Source organism: Niveibacterium sp. 24ML, assembly GCF_026586805.1.
GTDB lineage: Bacteria > Pseudomonadota > Gammaproteobacteria > Burkholderiales > Rhodocyclaceae > Niveibacterium.
In genome coordinates this window covers 35673-53897 of sequence record NZ_JAPFHA010000007.1, presented here as the reverse complement: position 1 = coordinate 53897, position 18225 = coordinate 35673, and the positions used below count along the sequence as shown (strand labels likewise).

Below are 18225 nucleotides of genomic sequence, written 5' to 3'. Positions count from 1 at the left end.
TGGTGCATGAGCGACTTCACAGACCGACGCAGTGTCCTGGGCCTGCTGGCGCGCAGCCCGGCCGAACTGCTGGCCGAACGCTTCGCCGCACTGAACGAGACGCCGCCCTTCACCTGGTTGCGCCGCCCAGAGACCGGAATGGTGATGCTGCGCGCACGCATCGGTGGCGATGGTGCGCAATTCAATCTGGGTGAAATGACGCTCACCCGCTGCGCCTTGCGCCTGAGTGGCGGTGCGGTGGGGGTGGGCGCAGTTCGCGGGCGCAGCGTTCGGCAAGCGGAAGTGATCGCGTTGTGCGATGCCCTGCTCCAGCAGGCGGAGACTGCGCCGCGTGTGCAAAAGGAAGTGATCGCGCCGTTGGCCAGCGCCGAACAGGCGCGGCACACGCTCAGGGCTGCCGAGGTTGCCGCCAGCCGCGTCGATTTCTTCACCCTAGTTCGCGGTGAAGACTGATGCGTGCGCCCCTTGAACTCGACCTGTCACACATGCAGCCCGGCTTTGCTGATCCGGTGCACGACGGACAAGCCTGCTTTCGCGCCTTGCTCGAAGCGCTCGCCCGCCCCGGCCGCATCACCGCGCTGGACGCGCATCTGACACTGCCCGCCCCGCCACCCGGCATCGGCGCAGCGCAACTGGCGATCTTGCTGGCCCTGGCGGACCAGGACACCGCCGTGTGGATCGCGCCAGAACTGCGCAACGCGGCCGCAGGACACTACCTGCGCTTTCACTGCGGCTGCGCGCTTGCGACGACCCTGGCCGAAGCGCATTTCGTCGTGATCGGCACCCCGGATGAGCTGCCGGCGCTTGATGCGTTGCGCCTGGGCGACCCCGCATTTCCCGATCGCTCCGCCACCTTGCTGCTTGAGGTGGCGGAACTACACAGCACCGGCGACCTCAGCCTGCGTGGCCCGGGCATTGAGCACACGCAAACGCTGGGTGTGGGCGGCTGGAACGCGGCGGCCACCGCCTTCGTGCAGGAAAACCAGCGTCGCTTCCCGCTCGGCGTCGACACAATGCTGTGCTGCGGCACACGCATCGCGGGCCTGCCGCGCACCACCCTGATCACGGAAGGGGCCTGAGATGTACGTCGCAGTCAAGGGTGGCGAACGCGCCATCGCCCAGTCGCACGAATTGCTGTCGCAGGCACGACGCGGCGATCCAAGCGTGCCAGAACTTTCCATCGCGCAGATCCGCAGTCAGATGCGCCTGGCGGTGGCCCGCGTGATGAGCGAAGGCTCGCTCTACGACGAGGAGCTGGCCGCGCTGGCGATCAAGCAAGCAGCTGGCGATCTGATCGAGGCCATCTTCCTGCTGCGCGCCTACCGCACCACCCTGCCACGTCTGGCTGACAGCCTGCCGCTGGACACCGCACGGATGCGCATCGAACGGCGCATCTCCGCTGCATTCAAGGATCTACCGGGCGGCCAGGTCCTTGGCCCAACCTACGACTACACCCAGCGTCTGCTCGACTTCAGTCTGCTCGAAGAAGGCGCGCCTGCAGCCCCCACGCAGATGCCCAATGCCGCGCCGATCAGCGCGCCCCGAGTGAGCGATGTGCTCAGCCAGCAAGGCCTGCTGGAACAGAGCCGGCAAAGCGCGGCAGCAAGCCCGCCGGCCGACCTGACCCGCGATCCCATCCTGTTCCCTGCCGAACGCGCCACCCGCCTGCAGAACCTGGCACGCGGCGACGAGGGCTTTTTGCTCGCGATGGGCTATTCCACCCAGCGTGGCTATTCCACGACGCACCCCTTCGCGGGCGAGATCCGTTTTGGCGCGGTGCCAGTCGAAGTCTTCATCGATGAGCTGGGCTTCGCGATTGAGGTTGGCGAAGTGGAGCTGACCGAGTGCCAACTGATCAACGACTTCGAGGGCAGCGCGACCCAGGCACCGCACTTCACGCGCGGCTATGGCCTGGCCTTTGGCCACGCAGAACGCAAGGCGATGGCGATGGCGCTGTGCGACCGGGCGCTACGCGCCGCAGAGCTGGGCGAGAGCACTGAACAGCCCGCCAACAATGAGGAGTTCGTGCTCAGCCACAGCGACAACGTCGAAGCCTCTGGCTTCGTACAGCACCTGAAGCTGCCGCACTACGTGGACTTCCAGACCAATCTGGAACTGCTGCGCCGCCTGCGCGCCGAATGGGAAACCGCTCACGCCGCCCGGGTGCAGCCCGCAGGCCATGATCCAGCAGGGGGCGCCGCCTCCCCGGATACCGCCGCGCTTCATCCTGGCTACGCAGAGGAGATTGCGGAATGAATGCGCCCATGCAGCCCGGCTACAACTTTGCCTACCTCGACGAACAAACCAAACGCATGATCCGGCGCGCACTGCTCAAGGCGGTCGCGATTCCCGGCTATCAGGTGCCGTTTGGCAGCCGCGAGATGCCCTTGCCCTACGGTTGGGGCACCGGCGGCATCCAGGTCACAGCTTCGGTGATCGGCAAGAACGATGTGCTGAAGGTGATCGATCAGGGTGCGGACGACACCACCAACGCGGTCAACATCCGCAGTTTCTTCCGCAAGGTCGCTGGCGTCGCCACCACCGAAAAAACGCGTGCGGCAACGCTGATCCAGACCCGCCACCGGATCCCCGAAACGCCGCTCGCCGAAGGTCAGACGCTGGTATTCCAGGTGCCGATCCCCGAGCCGCTGCGCTGGCTCGAGCCGCGCGAAACCGAGACGCGCACCATGCATGCACTCTCCGAATACGGCGTGATGCATGTGAAGCTGTACGAGGACATCGTGCGCCACGGCCGCATCGCCACGACTTACGACTACCCGGTGATCGTCAACGGCCACTACCTGATGCGCCCATCGCCGATTCCGAAATTCGACAACCCCAAGCTGCACCGCAACCCGGCGCTGATGCTCTTCGGCGCCGGCCGGGAAAAGCGCGTGTACGCGGTGCCGCCCTACACCGATGTGCGTTCGCTCGATTTCGAAGACCACCCCTTCAGCATCGAGCGCTGGGAAGCCCCCTGTGCCTTGTGTGGCGCAAGCGACGCATATCTGGACGAGATCATCCTCGACGACGCCGGTGGCCACATGTTTGTTTGCTCCGACACCGAATATTGCGCGGATCGCCAGGCGGCCGGGCACAAAGGGGAGATGGCCGCATGAAACCCACCAAGCCGCTGCTGCAGGTGCGTGATCTGGCCAAGCGATACGGCAACCGTATCGGCTGCGAGCAGGTCAGCTTCGATCTTTATCCCGGCGAAGTGCTGTGCATCGCCGGTGAATCCGGCTCGGGAAAATCCACCCTGCTCAACACCCTGGCCTTCCAGTTGAAGCCGGACGCGGGCAGCGTGCATTACGACATCGACGGCCTGGGCATGACCGATCTGGCGAGCCTGCCGGATGCCCGCCTGCGCGAGTTGTGGCGTACCGACTGGGGCTTCGTGCGGCAGAACCCGCGCGACGGCCTGCGGATGCGCGTATCGGCGGGCGCGAACATCGGCGAACGCCTGATGGCCGTCGGTAGCCGCCATTACGGCAGCATCCGCGAGGTGGCGCTCGATTGGCTGCGTCGCGTTGAAATCGACGAGAAGCGCCTCGACGACGCACCGAGCGCCTTCTCCGGCGGCATGCAGCAACGCCTGCAAATCGCCCGCAACCTGGTCACCGAGCCACGGCTGGTGTTCATGGATGAACCCACTGCCGGGCTGGATGTGTCGGTGCAGGCACGCTTTCTCGATCTGCTGCGCCGGCTCGCGTCCGAACTGCATATCGCGGTGATTCTGGTCACCCACGATCTGGCGGTAGCACGCCTGCTGGCGCACCGCCTGATCGTGATGCGGCACGGCCGCATCGTGGAGACCGGCCTCACCGACCAACTGCTCGATGACCCACAGCACCCCTACACGCAGTTGCTGGTGTCATCGGTACTGGTGGCATGAACACCGCTTCCGGCGCCCTGCGCAGCAGCGCGACTGCGCCTTACGGAGAACCCCGCCGTGCATGAATCCACCCTGGTCAAAGTCAGCGCACTGCGCAAGCACTTCACCCTCCACCAGCAAGGCGGTGTACGCATCCCGGTCCTGGACGAGGTTTCGTTCACGCTGGATCGCGGCGAGTGTCTCGTGCTGGACGGCCCCTCGGGCGCGGGCAAGAGCACCCTGCTGCGCTGCCTGTACGCCAACTACCTGTGCAGCGGCGGCGAGATCTGGCTGCGCGAAGCGGGCACGCTGGCGCGCATCGATCTGACCCGCGCCAGCCCGCAACAGATCATTGAACTGCGCCGCAGCACGCTGAGCTATGTCAGCCAGTTCCTGCGGGTGATTCCACGCGTCAGTTCGCAAGACATCGTGGCCGAGCCGCTGCTGGCGATTGGCGCCGATGAGGCGGAAGCCCGCCAGCGCGCGGCCGCCCTGCTCGCCCGCCTCAACCTGCCCGAGCGGCTGTGGGCGCTGCCGCCCGCCACCTTTTCCGGCGGTGAGCAGCAACGGGTGAACGTGGCGCGCGGCTTCATCGCCGAAAAGCCGGTGATGCTGCTCGACGAGCCCACTGCCTCACTGGATGCGGCCAATCGTGCCGTGGTCATCGAACTGATCCGCGAAGCCTGCACACGCGGTGCGGGCGTCATCGGGATCTTCCATGACGCTGAGGTGCGCGAAGCCGTGGCAACACGCCGCTTGCCGGTTCAACCGATCAGCGCACCGCTGGCGAACGCCGCCTAGCCCCACCCACCGGATGCGTCGACGGGCGTACCAACGCACTCGACCGCACCATCAAACCGAGACGCCGCCCATGAAGACGCACCTGACCCATGCCCGCATCATCCTTGCCGACGAGGTCATCGAAGACGGCTCGCTCTTGATCGAAGACGGCCTGATCCAGGCGATCTGCCCGGAAGTCTGCGGCAACGCGCACCAGATCCCGCTGCACAGCCAGTGGCTGATGCCAGGCATGGTGGATCTGCATTGCGACGCCATCGAAAAGGAATGCGAACCGCGCGCGAAGGTGCTGTTTCCGCATGACTTCGCCTGCGTAAATATCGACCGCCGCAACGCCGCAGCCGGCATCACTACGCCCTTTCACGCCTTGTCATTCGCCCATGCCGAATGGGGTGTGCGCAACAACGACACCGCCAGCGAGGTCGTTCGCGCGCTCAAACGCTTCAAGGCGCACGAACTGGTCGATAACCGCATCCATGTGCGTTACGAGATCACCGACATCAGCGCCATGCCCTACATCCTGACGCTGCTTGAAGAGGGCTGTGTCGATCTGCTCTCGATCATGGACCACACGCCGGGTCAGGGGCAGTTCAAGCACCTAGAAACCTACATCGCCTACATGATGGGCAACCACGGCAGCAGCCGCGAGGCCGCCGAGACGATTGCCGAAGAGAAGCGCGTCGCCCGCGAAACAGCCGACGAGCGCGTGCTGGCGGTAATGGCCAAGGCGCGAGAGCTGGGCATTCCGACCGCCAGCCACGATGACGACGAGCCGCTGCGCGTCGCGACCATGAAGGAGTTGGGCGCAACGATGAGTGAGTTCCCGATCAATCTTGAAACGGCCCGCGCGGCCCACAAACAGGGGCTCTCAACCATTCTTGGAGCGCCAAATGTGATGCGCGGTAGCAGCCAGTCCGGCAACATGCGCGCGCTCGATGCCATCCTCGACGGCGTGGCGGACTGCCTGTGCGCAGACTACGCCCCCGCCACCATGCTCGCGGCCGTCGCCGCGCTTCACACCCGTGACGGTTTGCCGCTGCACCAGGCGGCGCGTCTGGTCACAAGCGGACCCGCCCGCGCCGCTGGCTTGCTCGACCGCGGCGAAATCGCCGTCGGCAAGCGCGCCGATCTGGTCAGCGTCGGTCACCCGGGTGGGCACGCAACAATCACCAGCACCTGGGTGTCTGGCCGACAGGTATTTGCGGTTAACTACCCGCAATGAACGCCGTGCCCGGGCTACCGCGGGTGGTTGCCGCGCTGGGCATCACGCAGATCATTGGCTGGGGCAGTCTGTACTACAGCGTGACCGTGCTCGCCGCGCCCATGGCGGCGGGGCTGTCCTGCGATCCGAGCTGGGTCTTCGCGGGCTTCTCAGCCGCGCTCGGCGCATCTGGCCTGGCTGCGCCCGCCACAGGCCGCGCGATCGACCGCCTCGGCGGACGCACCGTGCTGAGCGCAGGCTCCCTGCTGGCAAGCGCAGGGCTGTTGCTACTCGCAAGCGCGAGCAACCTGCCCTGGATGTTTGCCGGCTGGCTGCTGATCGGGCTTGCCATGACGGGCTGCCTTTACGAGGCGGCGTTTCCTGCCTTGAGTCAGCTCGCTGGCGCACGCTATCGCAGCGCGTTGACGGCGCTGACGCTCTTTGGCGGGCTCGCCTCCACCGCATTCTGGCCCCTCGCTTGGCATCTGAACGAGGCCATGGGCTGGCGCCAGACGCTCGCCGCTTTCGCCGCACTGAACCTCGTCGTATGCCTGCCGCTGCACCGCTATGCGCTACCGCGCGCACCAGGACTTCAACCCATGAGGCACGACACGACAAGCACCGACCACGCACCCTTGAGCCGGCAGCAAAGGCTGTGCCTCATGTGGTTGATGACCGCCTTCACGCTGAACGCGTTTGTATTCACCGCCATCGGCGCACACGTCGTGGGGGCCTTGAACGAAGTCGGCGGCAGCAAGGCCAGTGCCGTGTGGATCGCAGCCCTGATCGGGCCGCTGCAGCTTGCCGGCCGGATGCTGGAATTCGCATTCGCACGCCACGTCTCGGCCAGAAAGGTCGGCATGGCCTGCTTCGCGCTCACTGCGCTGGCCCTGCTCCTGCTCTGGCAGGCCACCGTACTCAGCGGACTGGCGCTGCTGTTCGTGATTCTGTACGGCGCCGCCAATGGCGTGATGACCATCGTGCGTGGCACCGTACCGGTCGAGCTGTTCGGTCGCGCGCAATTCGGCCGGATCAACGGCCAACTCGCCGCGCCAGCCTTCTTCGCCAAGGCAAGCGCGCCCATGCTGATCGCCCTGCTGCTTGATCAGGGCGGCAGCTACAAACAGATGGCGCTGGTGCTCGCAGCCATTTCAACCGCCGCCTTCATCATCTATCTGAAAGCAGATCGACTCGTTTCCGACCCCGGCAATCAGATCTGAAACACCCCGATCCGCGCCCCAGCACGCGGGCGCGCTATGCAGACATGGCCCGATCTGCAACACCTTGCGGGCAGCCAGCCCAGCCGTTTGACTGCCACCAATGAGGTTTCGAACGAATCCGTCGGCAAGGGCGCTAGCCATTCCAACGGCAATGCAGCGCCTGACCCTCTGATTCAGTCACGCACGAAAAGCGCAACAGATTCGACGTGCGAGGTGTGCGGGAACATGTTGGCAACCCCCGCCCCTTCAAGGCGGTAGCCCTTTTCGTGGACAAGTACGGCGGCATCGCGCGCCAGCGAGGACGGGTTGCACGACACGTACACAATGCGTCGCGGCGCCACATCACCGAGGGCCTTGACGACCGCAATCGCGCCCTCGCGCGGCGGATCAATCAGCATCTTGTCCAATTGACCCAGGCGGGCAAGGCTCGCCGGTGTTGCCTCGAACAAGTTGGCCGCATGAAACTCGCTCAACTCGGAAAGGCCGTTGATCCGGGCGTTCGATTCAGCGCGCGCAACCAGTGCGTCACTCCCCTCCACGCCGACAACATAGGCACCGCAGCGCGCGATCGGGAGGCTGAAGTTCCCCAAACCACAAAACAGATCAGCGATGCGCTCGCCCGGTCGCGGATCGAGCAGTTGCATCGAACGGCGAATCAGCAAGCGGTTGATGCCCACGTTGACCTGGGTAAAGTCAGTCGGCCGAAACGCCAGACGCAAACCGAACTCCGGCAGCGTGTACGCCAGTTCATCGGCATCGTCGCGTGAGAGTGGATGCGCGGTATCGGGGCCGCCCGGCTGAGACCACATCCCGAAGCCCATCTCGCGCCCGAATTCGAGCAAACGCGTCACATCACCCCGCGTCAGCGGAACCAGATTCCGGAAAACCAGCACGATGCGCGTCTCGTCAACGGCAAGCTCGATCTGAGGAATCCGATCCGGGCAGGACAAACCCGCAACCAACTCCCGCAAGGCCATCAAGTTCTGCCCAACCTCCGGCGGCAGCACCGGACAGGCGTGCATATCGGCAATGTAGCTGCTCTTTTTCTCATGAAACCCGACAAGGACCCCGCCCCGGCTCGCTACCTGGCGGACACCGATTCGCGCGCGATACCGATAGCCCCAGGTGGCACCCTGAATCGCGGGATAGATGCGCGCGGGTCGCAGACGCCCCAGATGCCACAAGTTGTCTTCCAGCACGCGCTGCTTGACGGCAAGCTGAGCGCCATCGTCAAGGTGTTGCATGCTGCAGCCGCCGCACACGCCAAAATGGGCGCACTTAGGGGTCACGCGCAGCGGACTTCCCTTGACGAGCCTGACCATCGTCGCCTGCTCGAATTTGGGCTTCTTCCGGTAGCTCGAGAACTCAACCTGTTCGCCGATCAAGGCGCCTTCGATGAAGATCGCCTTACCCTCGACTCTCGCCACGCCGCGCCCTTCGTAGTCAAGCGATTCGACAACCGCTATCGGCATGCTCCAGACCCCTTGATTGCTACGTTTGAAGGGGCCGGATTGTAGCAGCGGGCATCCCGATCGAGCGCCGCTATAATCGGCCGATGAACTCGACCCTTCTAGGCGGCCTGACAGCCGACGAATTCCTGTCCAAGTACTGGCAGAAGAAACCACTCCTTGTGCGTGGCGCCATCCCCGGATTCAAGGGCCCCTTCGATCGCGCGCAATTGCTCGACCTTGCACAGAGCGATGAAATGGAATCGCGCATGGTCTGGCAAACCGACGGTCAGTGGGAGCTGGAACACGGACCGTTCACGCCAAAGGCGTGGCGCCGCAAGGGGCCGTGGACCGCACTCGTGTCCGGCACGAACCTGGTTTCAAACGAAGCGGATGCACTGCTGCGCGAGTTCAACTTCATCCCCTACGCACGGCTCGACGACCTGATGGTCAGTTTCGCAACGGACGGCGGCGGTGTCGGCCCACATTTCGACAACTACGACGTCTTCCTGATCCAGGGGATGGGGCGTCGCCGCTGGCGAATCAGTGCGCAACGCGATCTGACCGTGATTGACGGCGCACCGCTGCGCCTGCTCAAGCACTTCAAGCCAAGCAAAGAATGGATCGTTGAGCCAGGCGATCTACTGTACTTGCCGCCCCAGTACGCGCACGACGGGGTGGCAATTGGCGACTGCATGACCTACTCGGTCGGCTTCCGGACGGCAACCGCACAAGAACTGGCAGACGGTTTTCTCACCTACCTCCAGGAAAACCTCTGCTTGCGCGGACGTTACGCTGACCCAAACCTCGAGCGCCCGCGCAACCCAGCCGAAATCAGCGACGACATGGTTGAACAGGTTGCGCAAATGCTGCACGGCATCACCTGGAACAAGAAAACCGTTGCCAACTTTCTTGGAGCCTATCTGAGCGAGCCGAAATCACATGTGTTCTTTGAACCACCGGCGCGTCCGCTTGCGCCCGCTGCATTCGAACGCTTGATACGCGCAAATGGATTTCGCCTGGACCTCAAGACGCAACTCCTGTTCAAGGGCCATTGCTTCTATCTGAATGGCGAGCCATTTGAAACAACAAGCGCTCAGCGCGCGGCTTTCCGGGACATCGCAAAAAATCGCTCAATCTCAGCAAATGCTGTCAACCCGGCAGTGATTGATGCGTTTTATGATTGGTATTGCAGTGGGTTTGGTCATCCAGGGGCGTTCGCATGAACCCCCAGCCGATGATTGAGCTTTGAAAAACATGCTAGAATCTTCGATTGGTTAGGTTAATAACCGAGCCGACCAAAGAATTTGGCGTTTGTCTTTATCGATAAGGGAAACCAACAATGAAGCAATCTCTCCTCGTCGCCGCTCTGCTGGCGCTCGCAGTTACCGCATGCTCGAAGCAAGAACCGGCAGTTGAGCAGTCGGCTCCGGCAGTTGAGCAATCGGCTCCGGCAGTTGAAGCTCCGGCAGTTGAGCAATCGGCTCCGGCAGTTGAGCAATCGGCTCCGGCAGTTGAAGCTTCGGCTCCGGCAGTTGAGCAGTCCCCGGCTCAGTAATTCCGCCGACGGAACGAAAAAGCCGACCTTCGGGTCGGCTTTTTTGCGTCTACAGCACCGGCAAACACGGACTTCGAAAAAGGAAAAAGCGCCCTGATTTCTCAGAGCGCTCTTTTTAACCAACCACCAATCAGTAGTGCCTACTTGAGCGACTCGTAAAGCAGCTTCAGGATCTTGCTCGCCTCTTCGCCCTTGTCGATATTTCCGTCGGCATCAAGCACACGGACAACGGAACTCTTTTCGCTGCCATTCACAAAGACGCGATATGCAAGCCCCGGCTTCAAGCTTGCCACTGGACTAGAAGCGGGCGCGGTGGTCTTCCAGAACGCAAGCTTGTCCAGCCAGCTGCTCTTGCTTTCCTCAGGCTTGACGCCGGCGACTCTGACATCGAACAAGCCAACCGTGCGATCACGGTCCTCAACCAGGAGGCCGTTGCGATCAAGCGCCAACCCGACCTGACGCCAGGCATCGTCGATCGAACCCGTCAGAACAAGGGCCGCCCCGCCATCTGCAGCGCGCTCGAATCGGGCGCGTTCGGTTGCCGGAGAACTCGCCAGCAAGTCGCGTGCGCGGTCTTCCGAAACGCCGAAGGCCAGCATCATGCGCCGAAGCATCTCTGCTTCCATGCCTGGATCAGACTTGCGCCAGGTCCAGACCGATGAATCCTGCTGCACGCCGCCGGTCACAACTTCTTCGATACCGCGGTGGCTGATGAAGATGTCAACCGTACCCGGCTTTGCGCCCGGCTCGATCCGCGTGCGATACCGATCCCGCTCCGGCGAGGTATACATGCCATCAAGGTACTTGCCAACGGTATCGCGGATGATGTCTTGCTTGATCTTGGCGCGATTCTCGACCCAGTCAGTTTCGAGGATGCCCAGTTCCGGGCGATCGACAACCAGCGGGAACGAGTTCTGCAGCCAGAAGCCCTTGACCTTTGCGTAAGCCTGGGTCGGCGTCAGCGGCACAACCAGCCAGCGCTCCGAACCTGCGCGACCGATCGACATCTGGGCAACGTCCGGCAGCACAAGCGGCCCCGTGGCCGGAGCGATGCCGCCCGCGCCGGCGGGTTTGCGACCCGCCTGGAACTCCGACAAGGTGGCAGCGGCCACTGCGCCTTCGCCATCCAGGGCATAGCGATCATCGCGCCCCGGGCTGGTCAGGTCCGGCGGCACATCAAGCGCCGTCGGCCGCTGCTGGGCGCCAGCCTTGTAGTCGACCTTGCCAATGTCTTTCGTCGAGAAAGTGCATGCGGAAAGCGCGACAAGCAGACACACCGGCGCTACGGTTTTCAACTTCATAGAAAACTACTCCTCAGGCCTCAATGCCGGCCTGACGCAATGCGTCGAGCAGCTTGGATTCGTTTGCGACGGTCAGCCGCGTCATCGGCAGACGAAGCGCAGCACCGATACGGCCCATACGGGCGAGCGCCCACTTGGCCGGAATCGGATTCGGTTCGCAGAACAGGTCTTTGTGCAGCCCCACCAGGCGGGCGTTGATTGAGCGCGCTTTCTCCAGATCGCCCGCAGCGGCCGCCACGCACAGATCATGCATGTCGCGCGGCGCAATATTGGACGTCACCGAGATCACGCCATGGCCACCCAGCAGCAAGAAGGCCAGCGAGGTCATGTCATCGCCGCTGTACAGGGCAAAGTCGGCCGGTGCGCGCAGGATCAGATCCAGGGCGCGATCGATCGCGCCGGTCGCATCCTTGATGCCCACGATGTTCGGAATCTGCGCGAGTCTGAGCGCGGTGTCATTCGACATGTCGGCCCCGGTGCGACCGGGGACGTTGTAGAGAATGACGGGGATATCGACCGCCTCTGCCACGGCACGGAAGTGCTGATAGATACCTTCCTGAGTCGGCTTGTTGTAGTAGGGCACAACAGACAGGACAGCATCGGCGCCCGCGGACTTCGCAAAGCGCGTCAGCGCGATGGCTTCCGCGGTGGAATTGGCGCCGGTGCCAGCGATGACTGGCACACGCCCTGCCGCATGCCCCACCGCAGTGCGGATGAGCTCACAGTGCTCGTCGACGCTGACCGTCGGCGATTCACCGGTTGTGCCGACGATCACGATGCCATCGGTACCCTCGCCCACATGCCAGTCGATCAGGCTCTTGAGGCGCGTCAGGTCAAGACTGCCATCGTCCAGCATCGGCGTGACGATGGCGACAATCGAACCCTTAATCATGCGTGTGCCGCCAAAAAGACAAAGGCAGCATTCTAGCTCATACCGCAAGAAAACCGCTTCACAGGTCTGCCAGCACCTTGATATGTGCGACCGCACTGCGTGCAAGCGCGGACAGCGCATAGCCCCCCTCAAGAATGGAGACGATACGCCCGCCGCAGTGGGCCTCAGCAAACTGCCTCAGCTGCAAGGTGACCCACGAATAATCCGCTTCCACCAGACCAAGTGATGCCATGTCGTCTTCGTAGTGGGCATCAAAGCCCGCCGAGATGAAGAGCGCTTCAGGCGCGAACTCAGCCAACGCCGGCAGCCAGATATCCGTAACCAGATTACGAAATCCTTCGCCGCGGGTACCTGCTGGCACCGGCACATTCACCATGTTCGATGCCGGGTTGTCAGCGCCGCTGTAGGGGTAAAACGGGTGCTGGAAGAAGCTGACCATGAGCACGCGCGGGTCACCCGCGAAGATGTTCTCGGTGCCATTGCCGTGATGAACATCGAAGTCGACCACCGCAACCCGCTTGAGCCCGTGTTGCTCAAGCGCATGAGCGGCGGCGACTGCGATGTTGTTGAAGAAGCAGAAGCCCATCGCGCGGGCGCGCTCGGCGTGGTGCCCCGGCGGGCGAACGGCGCAGAAGGCGTTCTGCACTTCGCCCCGCATCACCAGATCCGTCGCCATCACACCTGCACCCGCGGCGCGCAGGGCAGCGCGAATCGTATGCGGACACATCGCGGTATCGGCGTCGATGTGCTTGATGCCCCGTTCGGGCGCGCAGTGAATCAGGTCTTCGACATGCTGCGACGGATGAACGCGCGACAGTTGCTCGATGCTCGCCTGCGGCGCATCGTAGAAGCTGAGGAACGAATCGATGCCTGAAGCGATCAATCTATCCTGAATCGCAGAAAGGCGATCCGGGCATTCGGGGTGCATCGCCCCCATGTTGTGCATCCAGCAATCAGGATGGGTGATGAACGCGGTCGCCATTTGACCCCTCGCCGCCTCTTGCTTATGAAATGAACAGGCCGACAATGATCAGCGGCCCTCCCCCTCGACGAATATTATCCGACCACTACGATGAGCCCAACACAAAAACTGCCGATATCGGAAGCCCGCACACTGGCGCAATCAATCGCTGACGCGGTGGGTGCTGCCGTTCTGGGCAAACAGGCGCAGATCCGCCTTGCGGTGGCCTGCCTCCTGGCGCGCGGCCATCTGCTGATTGAAGACGTGCCCGGTGTGGGCAAAACAACACTCGCACATGCACTCTCCGACGCCTGCGGCCTGGCATGGCGACGCGTCCAGTTCACCAGCGACTTGCTCCCTGCCGATCTGGTTGGCGTATCGATCTGGGATGCTGGCGCTGCGCAGTTTGCGTTTCGCCCCGGCCCGGTGTTTTCCGAGGTCTTGCTGGCGGACGAAGTCAATCGCGCCTCGCCCAAAACCCAGAGCGCACTCCTCGAAGCCATGGAAGAACGCCGTGTCTCGGTGGACGGGCAGACGCATCCGCTCCCCGAACCATTCTTTGTGATCGCCACACAGAACCCGACGCATCACGCCGGCACGTTCGATCTGCCCGAATCGCAGCTCGATCGCTTCTTGATGCGCCTGGCGCTTGGCTACCCGCCCCCGGCGGCGGAACTCGCACTGCTCACCGGACAGGACCGCCGAGCGCGCAAAGCGATCGCACAGGTCACCGATCGCGCGCAGCTGATGCAGTTGCAGAACAGCTGCGCCGATGTATTCGTGAGCGAGGCGATTGCCCGCTACGTCCTGCGGCTGCTGACCGCATCACGCAATCACGGTGGCGTGCTCCAGGGCCTCAGCCCCCGCGCGGGCCTCTCCCTGCTGGCCGCGGCGCGCGCCTTTGCGCTAACCGAGGGGCGCGACTTCGTCGCACCGGAAGACGTGCAGGCCGTCTGGCAGGCCGTTTCCGCGCACCGCTTGCACGGCAAAGACACGCGCAGCCTCACCGCAGCGATCGTGGACGAACTCTTGAGCAGCACCCCGGTCGCGTGATTTCCGGCATCAAGAAGACGATGCAAGCGCGCGCGCAGCGTTGGATGCTACGTGGCCGCAGCGCCGAAGCATTGCCGGTAACGCTGGGCCAGCGCCGCATCTACGTGCTGCCGACCGCGGCAGGGCTGAGCTTTGGTGCAATGTTGCTGGCAATGCTGATTGCCAGCCTCAACTACAACCTCGCGCTGGGATTTGCGATGACCTTCGTGCTCGCCGGCGTTGGGCATCTGGCGATGGTGCGGGCGCATCGCAACCTGCTGGGCATCAGCCTGACCAGCGGGCGCTGCGAGAACGCTTACGCTGGCGATGCGCGCACCGCCTTGCTAGGACTCTCCGACACAAAGAACCGGCCGCGCTTTGCGCTCGCGATTGGCGCGCTGGACGGCCCGGCGATCGAGCTTTCCATTGCAGCGCAAAGCGAAACCAGCGTCACTATCACACTCCCCGAGCGCAAACGGGGGGCGCACCCGGTGGGGCGGCTCCGCCTGGAAACGTGCTATCCCTTGGGTTTGGTGGTCGCATGGAGTTACCTGGAGCCAGATCTGCTTGGCCTTGTGTATCCCGCGCCGGAGGTCGACCCGCCCGCCCCGGCGCTGAGCGAAGGCGACGGCGAGGGCCTCAGCATGAAAAGCGGCGAAGGCTCGAGCTTCGATAGCTTGCGGCCCTATCGTGCGGGGGATCCGCCGCGCCGGATCGCATGGCGCCAGCTTGCACGGGGCGGCCCGATGGCAACCAAGCATTTCGAGAGCGAGGTCGGCGGTGAGCGCTGGCTCGACTGGGACGCCTGCCCCAGCACGATGGGGACCGAGGCACGTCTGTCGCGCCTGTGCGCCTGGGCCTTGCAGGCGGAGCAGTCAGGCCTGGACTGGGGGCTGCGCCTCCCGAGAAAGACCCTCGGGCCCGCGCGCGGCCCCGCACATCTGAACGACGCGCTCCGGGCGCTTGCCCTGCACGGCGGTGATCGCACATGAGCCCGCACAAGTTGCTCGATCGCAACACCGGATGGTGGCTTCTTGTCGCCGTTACGCTGACGCTGACGCCGCTGCTGATTCATCTTTCGCCCGAAGTCGCGCTCGTGGCCGCCATTCCGCTGCTGTGGATGTTTGCGCGTCTGCGTGGCGGCACTCACCAGAAGGCGCCGTCGCGGGCGCTGCTCTTGCTGCTGGCGGCCGTTGCCGTGGGCGTAACCCTTTCCCGCTATGGCACGGCCTTTGGCCGCACGCCCGGTCTGGCACTGCTTGCAATGCTGCTGGCCCTGAAGCTGGTCGAAACCACCAAGCGCCGCGACGCACACATCACGGTGCAACTGTGTTTCTTCATGCAGATGGGCTACTTCCTGATCGAGCAGAACGCCACAACCGCGATCGCCGCAACCCTCTCTTGCGCGATAGCCCTGAGTGCCATGCAGCGGGTTGAACAACCCGAACTGTCGCTGCGCATGGGGCTCGGCAGCAGCCTGCGCATGCTCGCCATCGCCGTACCCCTGGCGGCGGTGCTCTTCGTATTGTTCCCGCGCATCGACTCTCCGCTCTGGGCGATGCCCTCTGACGGCACCGGCGCAATGACCGGCATGTCAGACACCATGCGCCCCGGGTCGATCTCTGACCTCTCGCAGTCGGGGGCAATCGCGTTCCGCGCGGAGTTTCCCGATGGTGTGCCGACTCAGGCCTCACGTTATTTTCGCGGACCGGTGCTTTCCATGTTCGATGGCACCACCTGGCGCCAGGCGCCCGCCGCGCAAATCAGTGCGCCACCGGAAGCGGGCCAGGAAGTGAGCTATATCGTCACGCTCGAGCCAAGCGAGAACCGCTGGCTCTTCGCCCTTGAACACGCACGCCCAGCGGGCACGCAATCAATGGGGGGCGACTTTGTCCTGCTGGCGGAGCGGCCGCTTGCAACGCGTCAGCGCGTCGCACTCCGCAGCACACCCGGGGCACGGATCGGACTTGGCGAGAGCGAGCAGGTCAAGGCGCTGAACCTCAGGCTACCGGCCGGCAGCAACCCGCGCGTCGCGCGCTTCGGCGAAACGCTGCGCGCGACGCACGCGGAACCGAAAGATCGCGTAGCAGCCGCGCTGCAATTTCTGCGCGAAGGCAACTACCTCTACACGCTGTCGCCACCCCGCCTGGGGCGGAATGCCGCCGACGAGTTCCTGTTCGAAACCCGGCGCGGATTCTGTGAACACTTTGCCAACGCCTTCGTGGTGTTGATGAGAAACGCGGGGGTACCAGCGCGCGTTGTGGCAGGTTACCAAGGCGGCGAAGTCAATCCGATCGACGGGACTTTGGTCGTGCGCCAATCCGATGCCCACGCATGGGCCGAAGTCTGGCTTGCCGGGCGCGGATGGGTGCGCATCGACCCCACCGCCGCAGCGGCGCCACGCCGGATCGACGAAGGCTTGATCGCATCGCTTCCGATCGGCGACCCAATTCCGCTCATGGTGCGGGTTGACAACGAATGGCTGCGGAACCTGCGTAACCGGGCCGAGGCGGTCTCGCACGCCTGGAACACCTGGGTGCTCGGCTATGACGCCCAACGCCAGCGCGACCTGCTTTCAAGCCTGGGCTTCAGCCCGGATTGGCGCAACATGGTCGCGCTCTTGGTTGCTGGCGCGGCGCTCTGGCAAGCGGCCGTCTGGATTGCGCTCTTCCGCAATCGCAAGCGGCTGAGCGCAACCGAGCGCAGCTGGCAAGACCTGCTGAAACGACTTGCGCGGTATGATCTGGCGCCAGACGTCAGCGAAGGACCCATTGCCTTCGCGGCGCGAGCCGGCAGCATCCAGCCACTGTGGCGTGCTTCGCTGACAGACTTTGCCGCACGCTATGCGCGCATCACCTACGGCCCACCTGCTTCCGGCACCGAAGCAGCCGAACTGAGCAAATCGATCAAAGAATGGCTTGCAAGAAACCCCTGAAGGCCCTTGTGGCGGCATTGCTCACCACCATGATGGTAGCGATTCACGCCGCAGAACCGGACCTGGCCCCCTACGAGAGCCGCGACGAGGTCAAGAAATTCGCCGCGGAGTTCTCAGCGCGCGAATCACTTGACGAAGGTGCCATCCTCGCGGCGCTAGCGGAAGCCAAGCACCTGCCCGCGGTAATCAAATACATCCTGCCGCCGGCCAGCCCGACGGTGAAGTCCTGGACCCGATACCGCGCACGCTTCATCGACAAGACCCGCATCAATGCTGGCCTGGCCTTCTGGCAGGAGCACGAAAGCACACTCGCGCGAGCCGAAGAAGAATTTGGCGTACCGGCAGAGATCATTGTCGGCATCATCGGCGTCGAAACGATCTACGGGCGCCAGCTCGGCAACTTCCAGACCCTTTCCGCGCTGGCAACGCTTGCCTTTGATTACCCGCCACGCGCCGAATTGTTCCGACGCGAACTCGGCGAGCTGTTTCTGCTGGCGCGTGACAACGGTGTCCCGGTCGGCCTGTACAAGGGCTCTTACGCTGGTGCGCTGGGCTGGCCACAGTTCTTGCCAAGCAGCATCCGCCGCTACGCCGTGGACTACGACGGCGATGGACGCATTTCGCTTGAAAGCAGCCCGGTCGATGCAATCGGCAGCGTAGCCAGTTTTCTGAGCCAGCACGGCTGGGAGACGGGTGGCCCGATCGCTGTCCCCGCCAAGGTGCAAGACCCGCAACGGGCAATCGCCCTGATCGAAGCCGGCATTTCGCCAGCCTTCAATCGACAGGACTTTGAAAGGCTCGGTGTATCACCGGATGCGCCGGGCGCTTACGACAAACCAGCCGCCTTGATCGATCTGGTGACCCCGGATGCCGCAACCGAATACTGGCTGGGCTACCAGAATTTCTATGTCATCACTCGCTACAACCGCAGCAGCTTCTACGCGATGACGGTCTATCACCTTGCGACGGCAGTCAAACAGGCCCGTCAGCAGCGACCAAACTGAA

General features: G+C 63.7%; 17 protein-coding genes. 13 read left to right on the top strand and 4 right to left on the bottom strand.

Features of this window, described 5'->3' with window-relative positions:
- The first annotated feature begins 6 nt into the window (after positions 1–6).
- From phnG to OPU71_RS08015, 8 genes are all read left to right on the top strand, one after another.
- Positions 7–453, top strand: coding sequence for a phosphonate C-P lyase system protein PhnG (gene phnG, locus OPU71_RS08050; protein WP_267727097.1), 447 nt, complete (start codon positions 7–9; stop codon positions 451–453).
- Positions 453–1079, top strand: a complete 627-nt coding sequence (phnH, locus tag OPU71_RS08045; RefSeq protein WP_267727095.1) for a phosphonate C-P lyase system protein PhnH — start codon at positions 453–455, stop codon at positions 1077–1079. Before phnG ends, phnH begins: the two co-directional genes overlap by 1 nt.
- A gap of 1 nt (position 1080) precedes the next feature.
- The gene (locus OPU71_RS08040; protein WP_324256046.1) at positions 1081–2256 is read left to right on the top strand and encodes a carbon-phosphorus lyase complex subunit PhnI; all 1176 of its coding nucleotides are present in this window, start codon (positions 1081–1083) and stop codon (positions 2254–2256) included.
- Complete coding sequence (locus tag OPU71_RS08035; protein ID WP_267727092.1) at positions 2253–3119, top strand: alpha-D-ribose 1-methylphosphonate 5-phosphate C-P-lyase PhnJ; 867 nt, start codon at positions 2253–2255, stop codon at positions 3117–3119. The genes OPU71_RS08040 and OPU71_RS08035 overlap by 4 nt, the downstream gene beginning before the upstream one ends.
- Entirely contained in the window at positions 3116–3895 is a 780-nt protein-coding gene (phnK, locus tag OPU71_RS08030; RefSeq protein WP_267727090.1) for a phosphonate C-P lyase system protein PhnK, read from the top strand. Before OPU71_RS08035 ends, phnK begins: the two co-directional genes overlap by 4 nt.
- Before the next feature lie 57 nt (positions 3896–3952).
- Positions 3953–4675 (top strand): phosphonate C-P lyase system protein PhnL, encoded by a 723-nt coding sequence (gene phnL, locus OPU71_RS08025; RefSeq protein ID WP_267727088.1) that lies wholly within the window; start codon positions 3953–3955, stop codon positions 4673–4675.
- Between the two features lie 70 nt (positions 4676–4745).
- Positions 4746–5894 (top strand): alpha-D-ribose 1-methylphosphonate 5-triphosphate diphosphatase, encoded by a 1149-nt coding sequence (locus OPU71_RS08020; RefSeq protein WP_267727085.1) that lies wholly within the window; start codon positions 4746–4748, stop codon positions 5892–5894.
- Complete coding sequence (locus OPU71_RS08015) at positions 5891–7093, top strand: MFS transporter (RefSeq protein WP_267727083.1); 1203 nt, start codon at positions 5891–5893, stop codon at positions 7091–7093. Before OPU71_RS08020 ends, OPU71_RS08015 begins: the two co-directional genes overlap by 4 nt.
- A 173-nt stretch (positions 7094–7266) precedes the next feature.
- On the opposite strand, the gene rlmD is transcribed toward OPU71_RS08015, so the two are convergent.
- Positions 7267–8565, bottom strand: a complete 1299-nt coding sequence (gene rlmD / locus OPU71_RS08010; RefSeq protein WP_267727081.1) for a 23S rRNA (uracil(1939)-C(5))-methyltransferase RlmD — start codon at positions 8563–8565, stop codon at positions 7267–7269.
- Positions 8566–8771: 206 nt separating this feature from the next.
- Between rlmD and OPU71_RS08005 the strand changes: the two genes are divergently transcribed.
- Entirely contained in the window at positions 8772–9767 is a 996-nt protein-coding gene (locus OPU71_RS08005; RefSeq protein WP_324256045.1) for a JmjC domain-containing protein, read from the top strand.
- A gap of 472 nt (positions 9768–10239) precedes the next feature.
- On the opposite strand, the gene bamC is transcribed toward OPU71_RS08005, so the two are convergent.
- Genes bamC through OPU71_RS07990 form a run of 3 tightly spaced genes read right to left on the bottom strand, consistent with a single transcriptional unit; the run spans position 10240 to position 13274 of the window.
- On the bottom strand, positions 10240–11400 hold the full coding sequence (bamC, locus tag OPU71_RS08000; protein ID WP_267727077.1) for an outer membrane protein assembly factor BamC: 1161 nt from the start codon (positions 11398–11400) through the stop codon (positions 10240–10242).
- A gap of 13 nt (positions 11401–11413) precedes the next feature.
- The gene (gene dapA, locus OPU71_RS07995) at positions 11414–12292 is read right to left on the bottom strand and encodes a 4-hydroxy-tetrahydrodipicolinate synthase (RefSeq protein WP_267727075.1); all 879 of its coding nucleotides are present in this window, start codon (positions 12290–12292) and stop codon (positions 11414–11416) included.
- A gap of 58 nt (positions 12293–12350) precedes the next feature.
- Positions 12351–13274, bottom strand: a complete 924-nt coding sequence (locus tag OPU71_RS07990) for a histone deacetylase family protein (RefSeq protein ID WP_267727073.1) — start codon at positions 13272–13274, stop codon at positions 12351–12353.
- 90 nt (positions 13275–13364) lie between these two features.
- Between OPU71_RS07990 and OPU71_RS07985 the strand changes: the two genes are divergently transcribed.
- The 4 genes from OPU71_RS07985 to mltB are packed head-to-tail and all read left to right on the top strand — an operon-like array spanning position 13365 to position 18224.
- Positions 13365–14306 (top strand): AAA family ATPase, encoded by a 942-nt coding sequence (locus OPU71_RS07985; RefSeq protein WP_267727069.1) that lies wholly within the window; start codon positions 13365–13367, stop codon positions 14304–14306.
- Entirely contained in the window at positions 14303–15277 is a 975-nt protein-coding gene (locus tag OPU71_RS07980; protein WP_267727065.1) for a DUF58 domain-containing protein, read from the top strand. The genes OPU71_RS07985 and OPU71_RS07980 overlap by 4 nt, the downstream gene beginning before the upstream one ends.
- Complete coding sequence (locus tag OPU71_RS07975; protein WP_267727061.1) at positions 15274–17220, top strand: transglutaminase TgpA family protein; 1947 nt, start codon at positions 15274–15276, stop codon at positions 17218–17220. The genes OPU71_RS07980 and OPU71_RS07975 overlap by 4 nt, the downstream gene beginning before the upstream one ends.
- The gene (mltB, locus tag OPU71_RS07970; protein ID WP_267727057.1) at positions 17199–18224 is read left to right on the top strand and encodes a lytic murein transglycosylase B; all 1026 of its coding nucleotides are present in this window, start codon (positions 17199–17201) and stop codon (positions 18222–18224) included. Before OPU71_RS07975 ends, mltB begins: the two co-directional genes overlap by 22 nt.
- The last annotated feature ends 1 nt before the right edge of the window (position 18225 follow it).

What these genes read in the sequence shown, in the direction of transcription:
- rlmD (WP_267727081.1), bottom strand. Translation starts at nt 8,565, where the DNA reads ATGCCGATAGCGGTTGTCGAATCGCTTGACTACGAAGGGCGCGGCGTG.
- OPU71_RS07985 (WP_267727069.1), top strand. Translation starts at nt 13,365, where the DNA reads ATGAGCCCAACACAAAAACTGCCGATATCGGAAGCCCGCACACTGGCG.
- phnH (WP_267727095.1), top strand. Translation starts at nt 453, where the DNA reads ATGCGTGCGCCCCTTGAACTCGACCTGTCACACATGCAGCCCGGCTTT.
- OPU71_RS08020 (WP_267727085.1), top strand. Translation starts at nt 4,746, where the DNA reads ATGAAGACGCACCTGACCCATGCCCGCATCATCCTTGCCGACGAGGTC.
- bamC (WP_267727077.1), bottom strand. Translation starts at nt 11,400, where the DNA reads ATGAAGTTGAAAACCGTAGCGCCGGTGTGTCTGCTTGTCGCGCTTTCC.
- OPU71_RS08015 (WP_267727083.1), top strand. Translation starts at nt 5,891, where the DNA reads ATGAACGCCGTGCCCGGGCTACCGCGGGTGGTTGCCGCGCTGGGCATC.
- mltB (WP_267727057.1), top strand. Translation starts at nt 17,199, where the DNA reads ATGGCTTGCAAGAAACCCCTGAAGGCCCTTGTGGCGGCATTGCTCACC.
- phnG (WP_267727097.1), top strand. Translation starts at nt 7, where the DNA reads ATGAGCGACTTCACAGACCGACGCAGTGTCCTGGGCCTGCTGGCGCGC.
- dapA (WP_267727075.1), bottom strand. Translation starts at nt 12,292, where the DNA reads ATGATTAAGGGTTCGATTGTCGCCATCGTCACGCCGATGCTGGACGAT.
- OPU71_RS07975 (WP_267727061.1), top strand. Translation starts at nt 15,274, where the DNA reads ATGAGCCCGCACAAGTTGCTCGATCGCAACACCGGATGGTGGCTTCTT.
- OPU71_RS07990 (WP_267727073.1), bottom strand. Translation starts at nt 13,274, where the DNA reads ATGGCGACCGCGTTCATCACCCATCCTGATTGCTGGATGCACAACATG.
- OPU71_RS08035 (WP_267727092.1), top strand. Translation starts at nt 2,253, where the DNA reads ATGAATGCGCCCATGCAGCCCGGCTACAACTTTGCCTACCTCGACGAA.
- phnK (WP_267727090.1), top strand. Translation starts at nt 3,116, where the DNA reads ATGAAACCCACCAAGCCGCTGCTGCAGGTGCGTGATCTGGCCAAGCGA.
- OPU71_RS08040 (WP_324256046.1), top strand. Translation starts at nt 1,081, where the DNA reads ATGTACGTCGCAGTCAAGGGTGGCGAACGCGCCATCGCCCAGTCGCAC.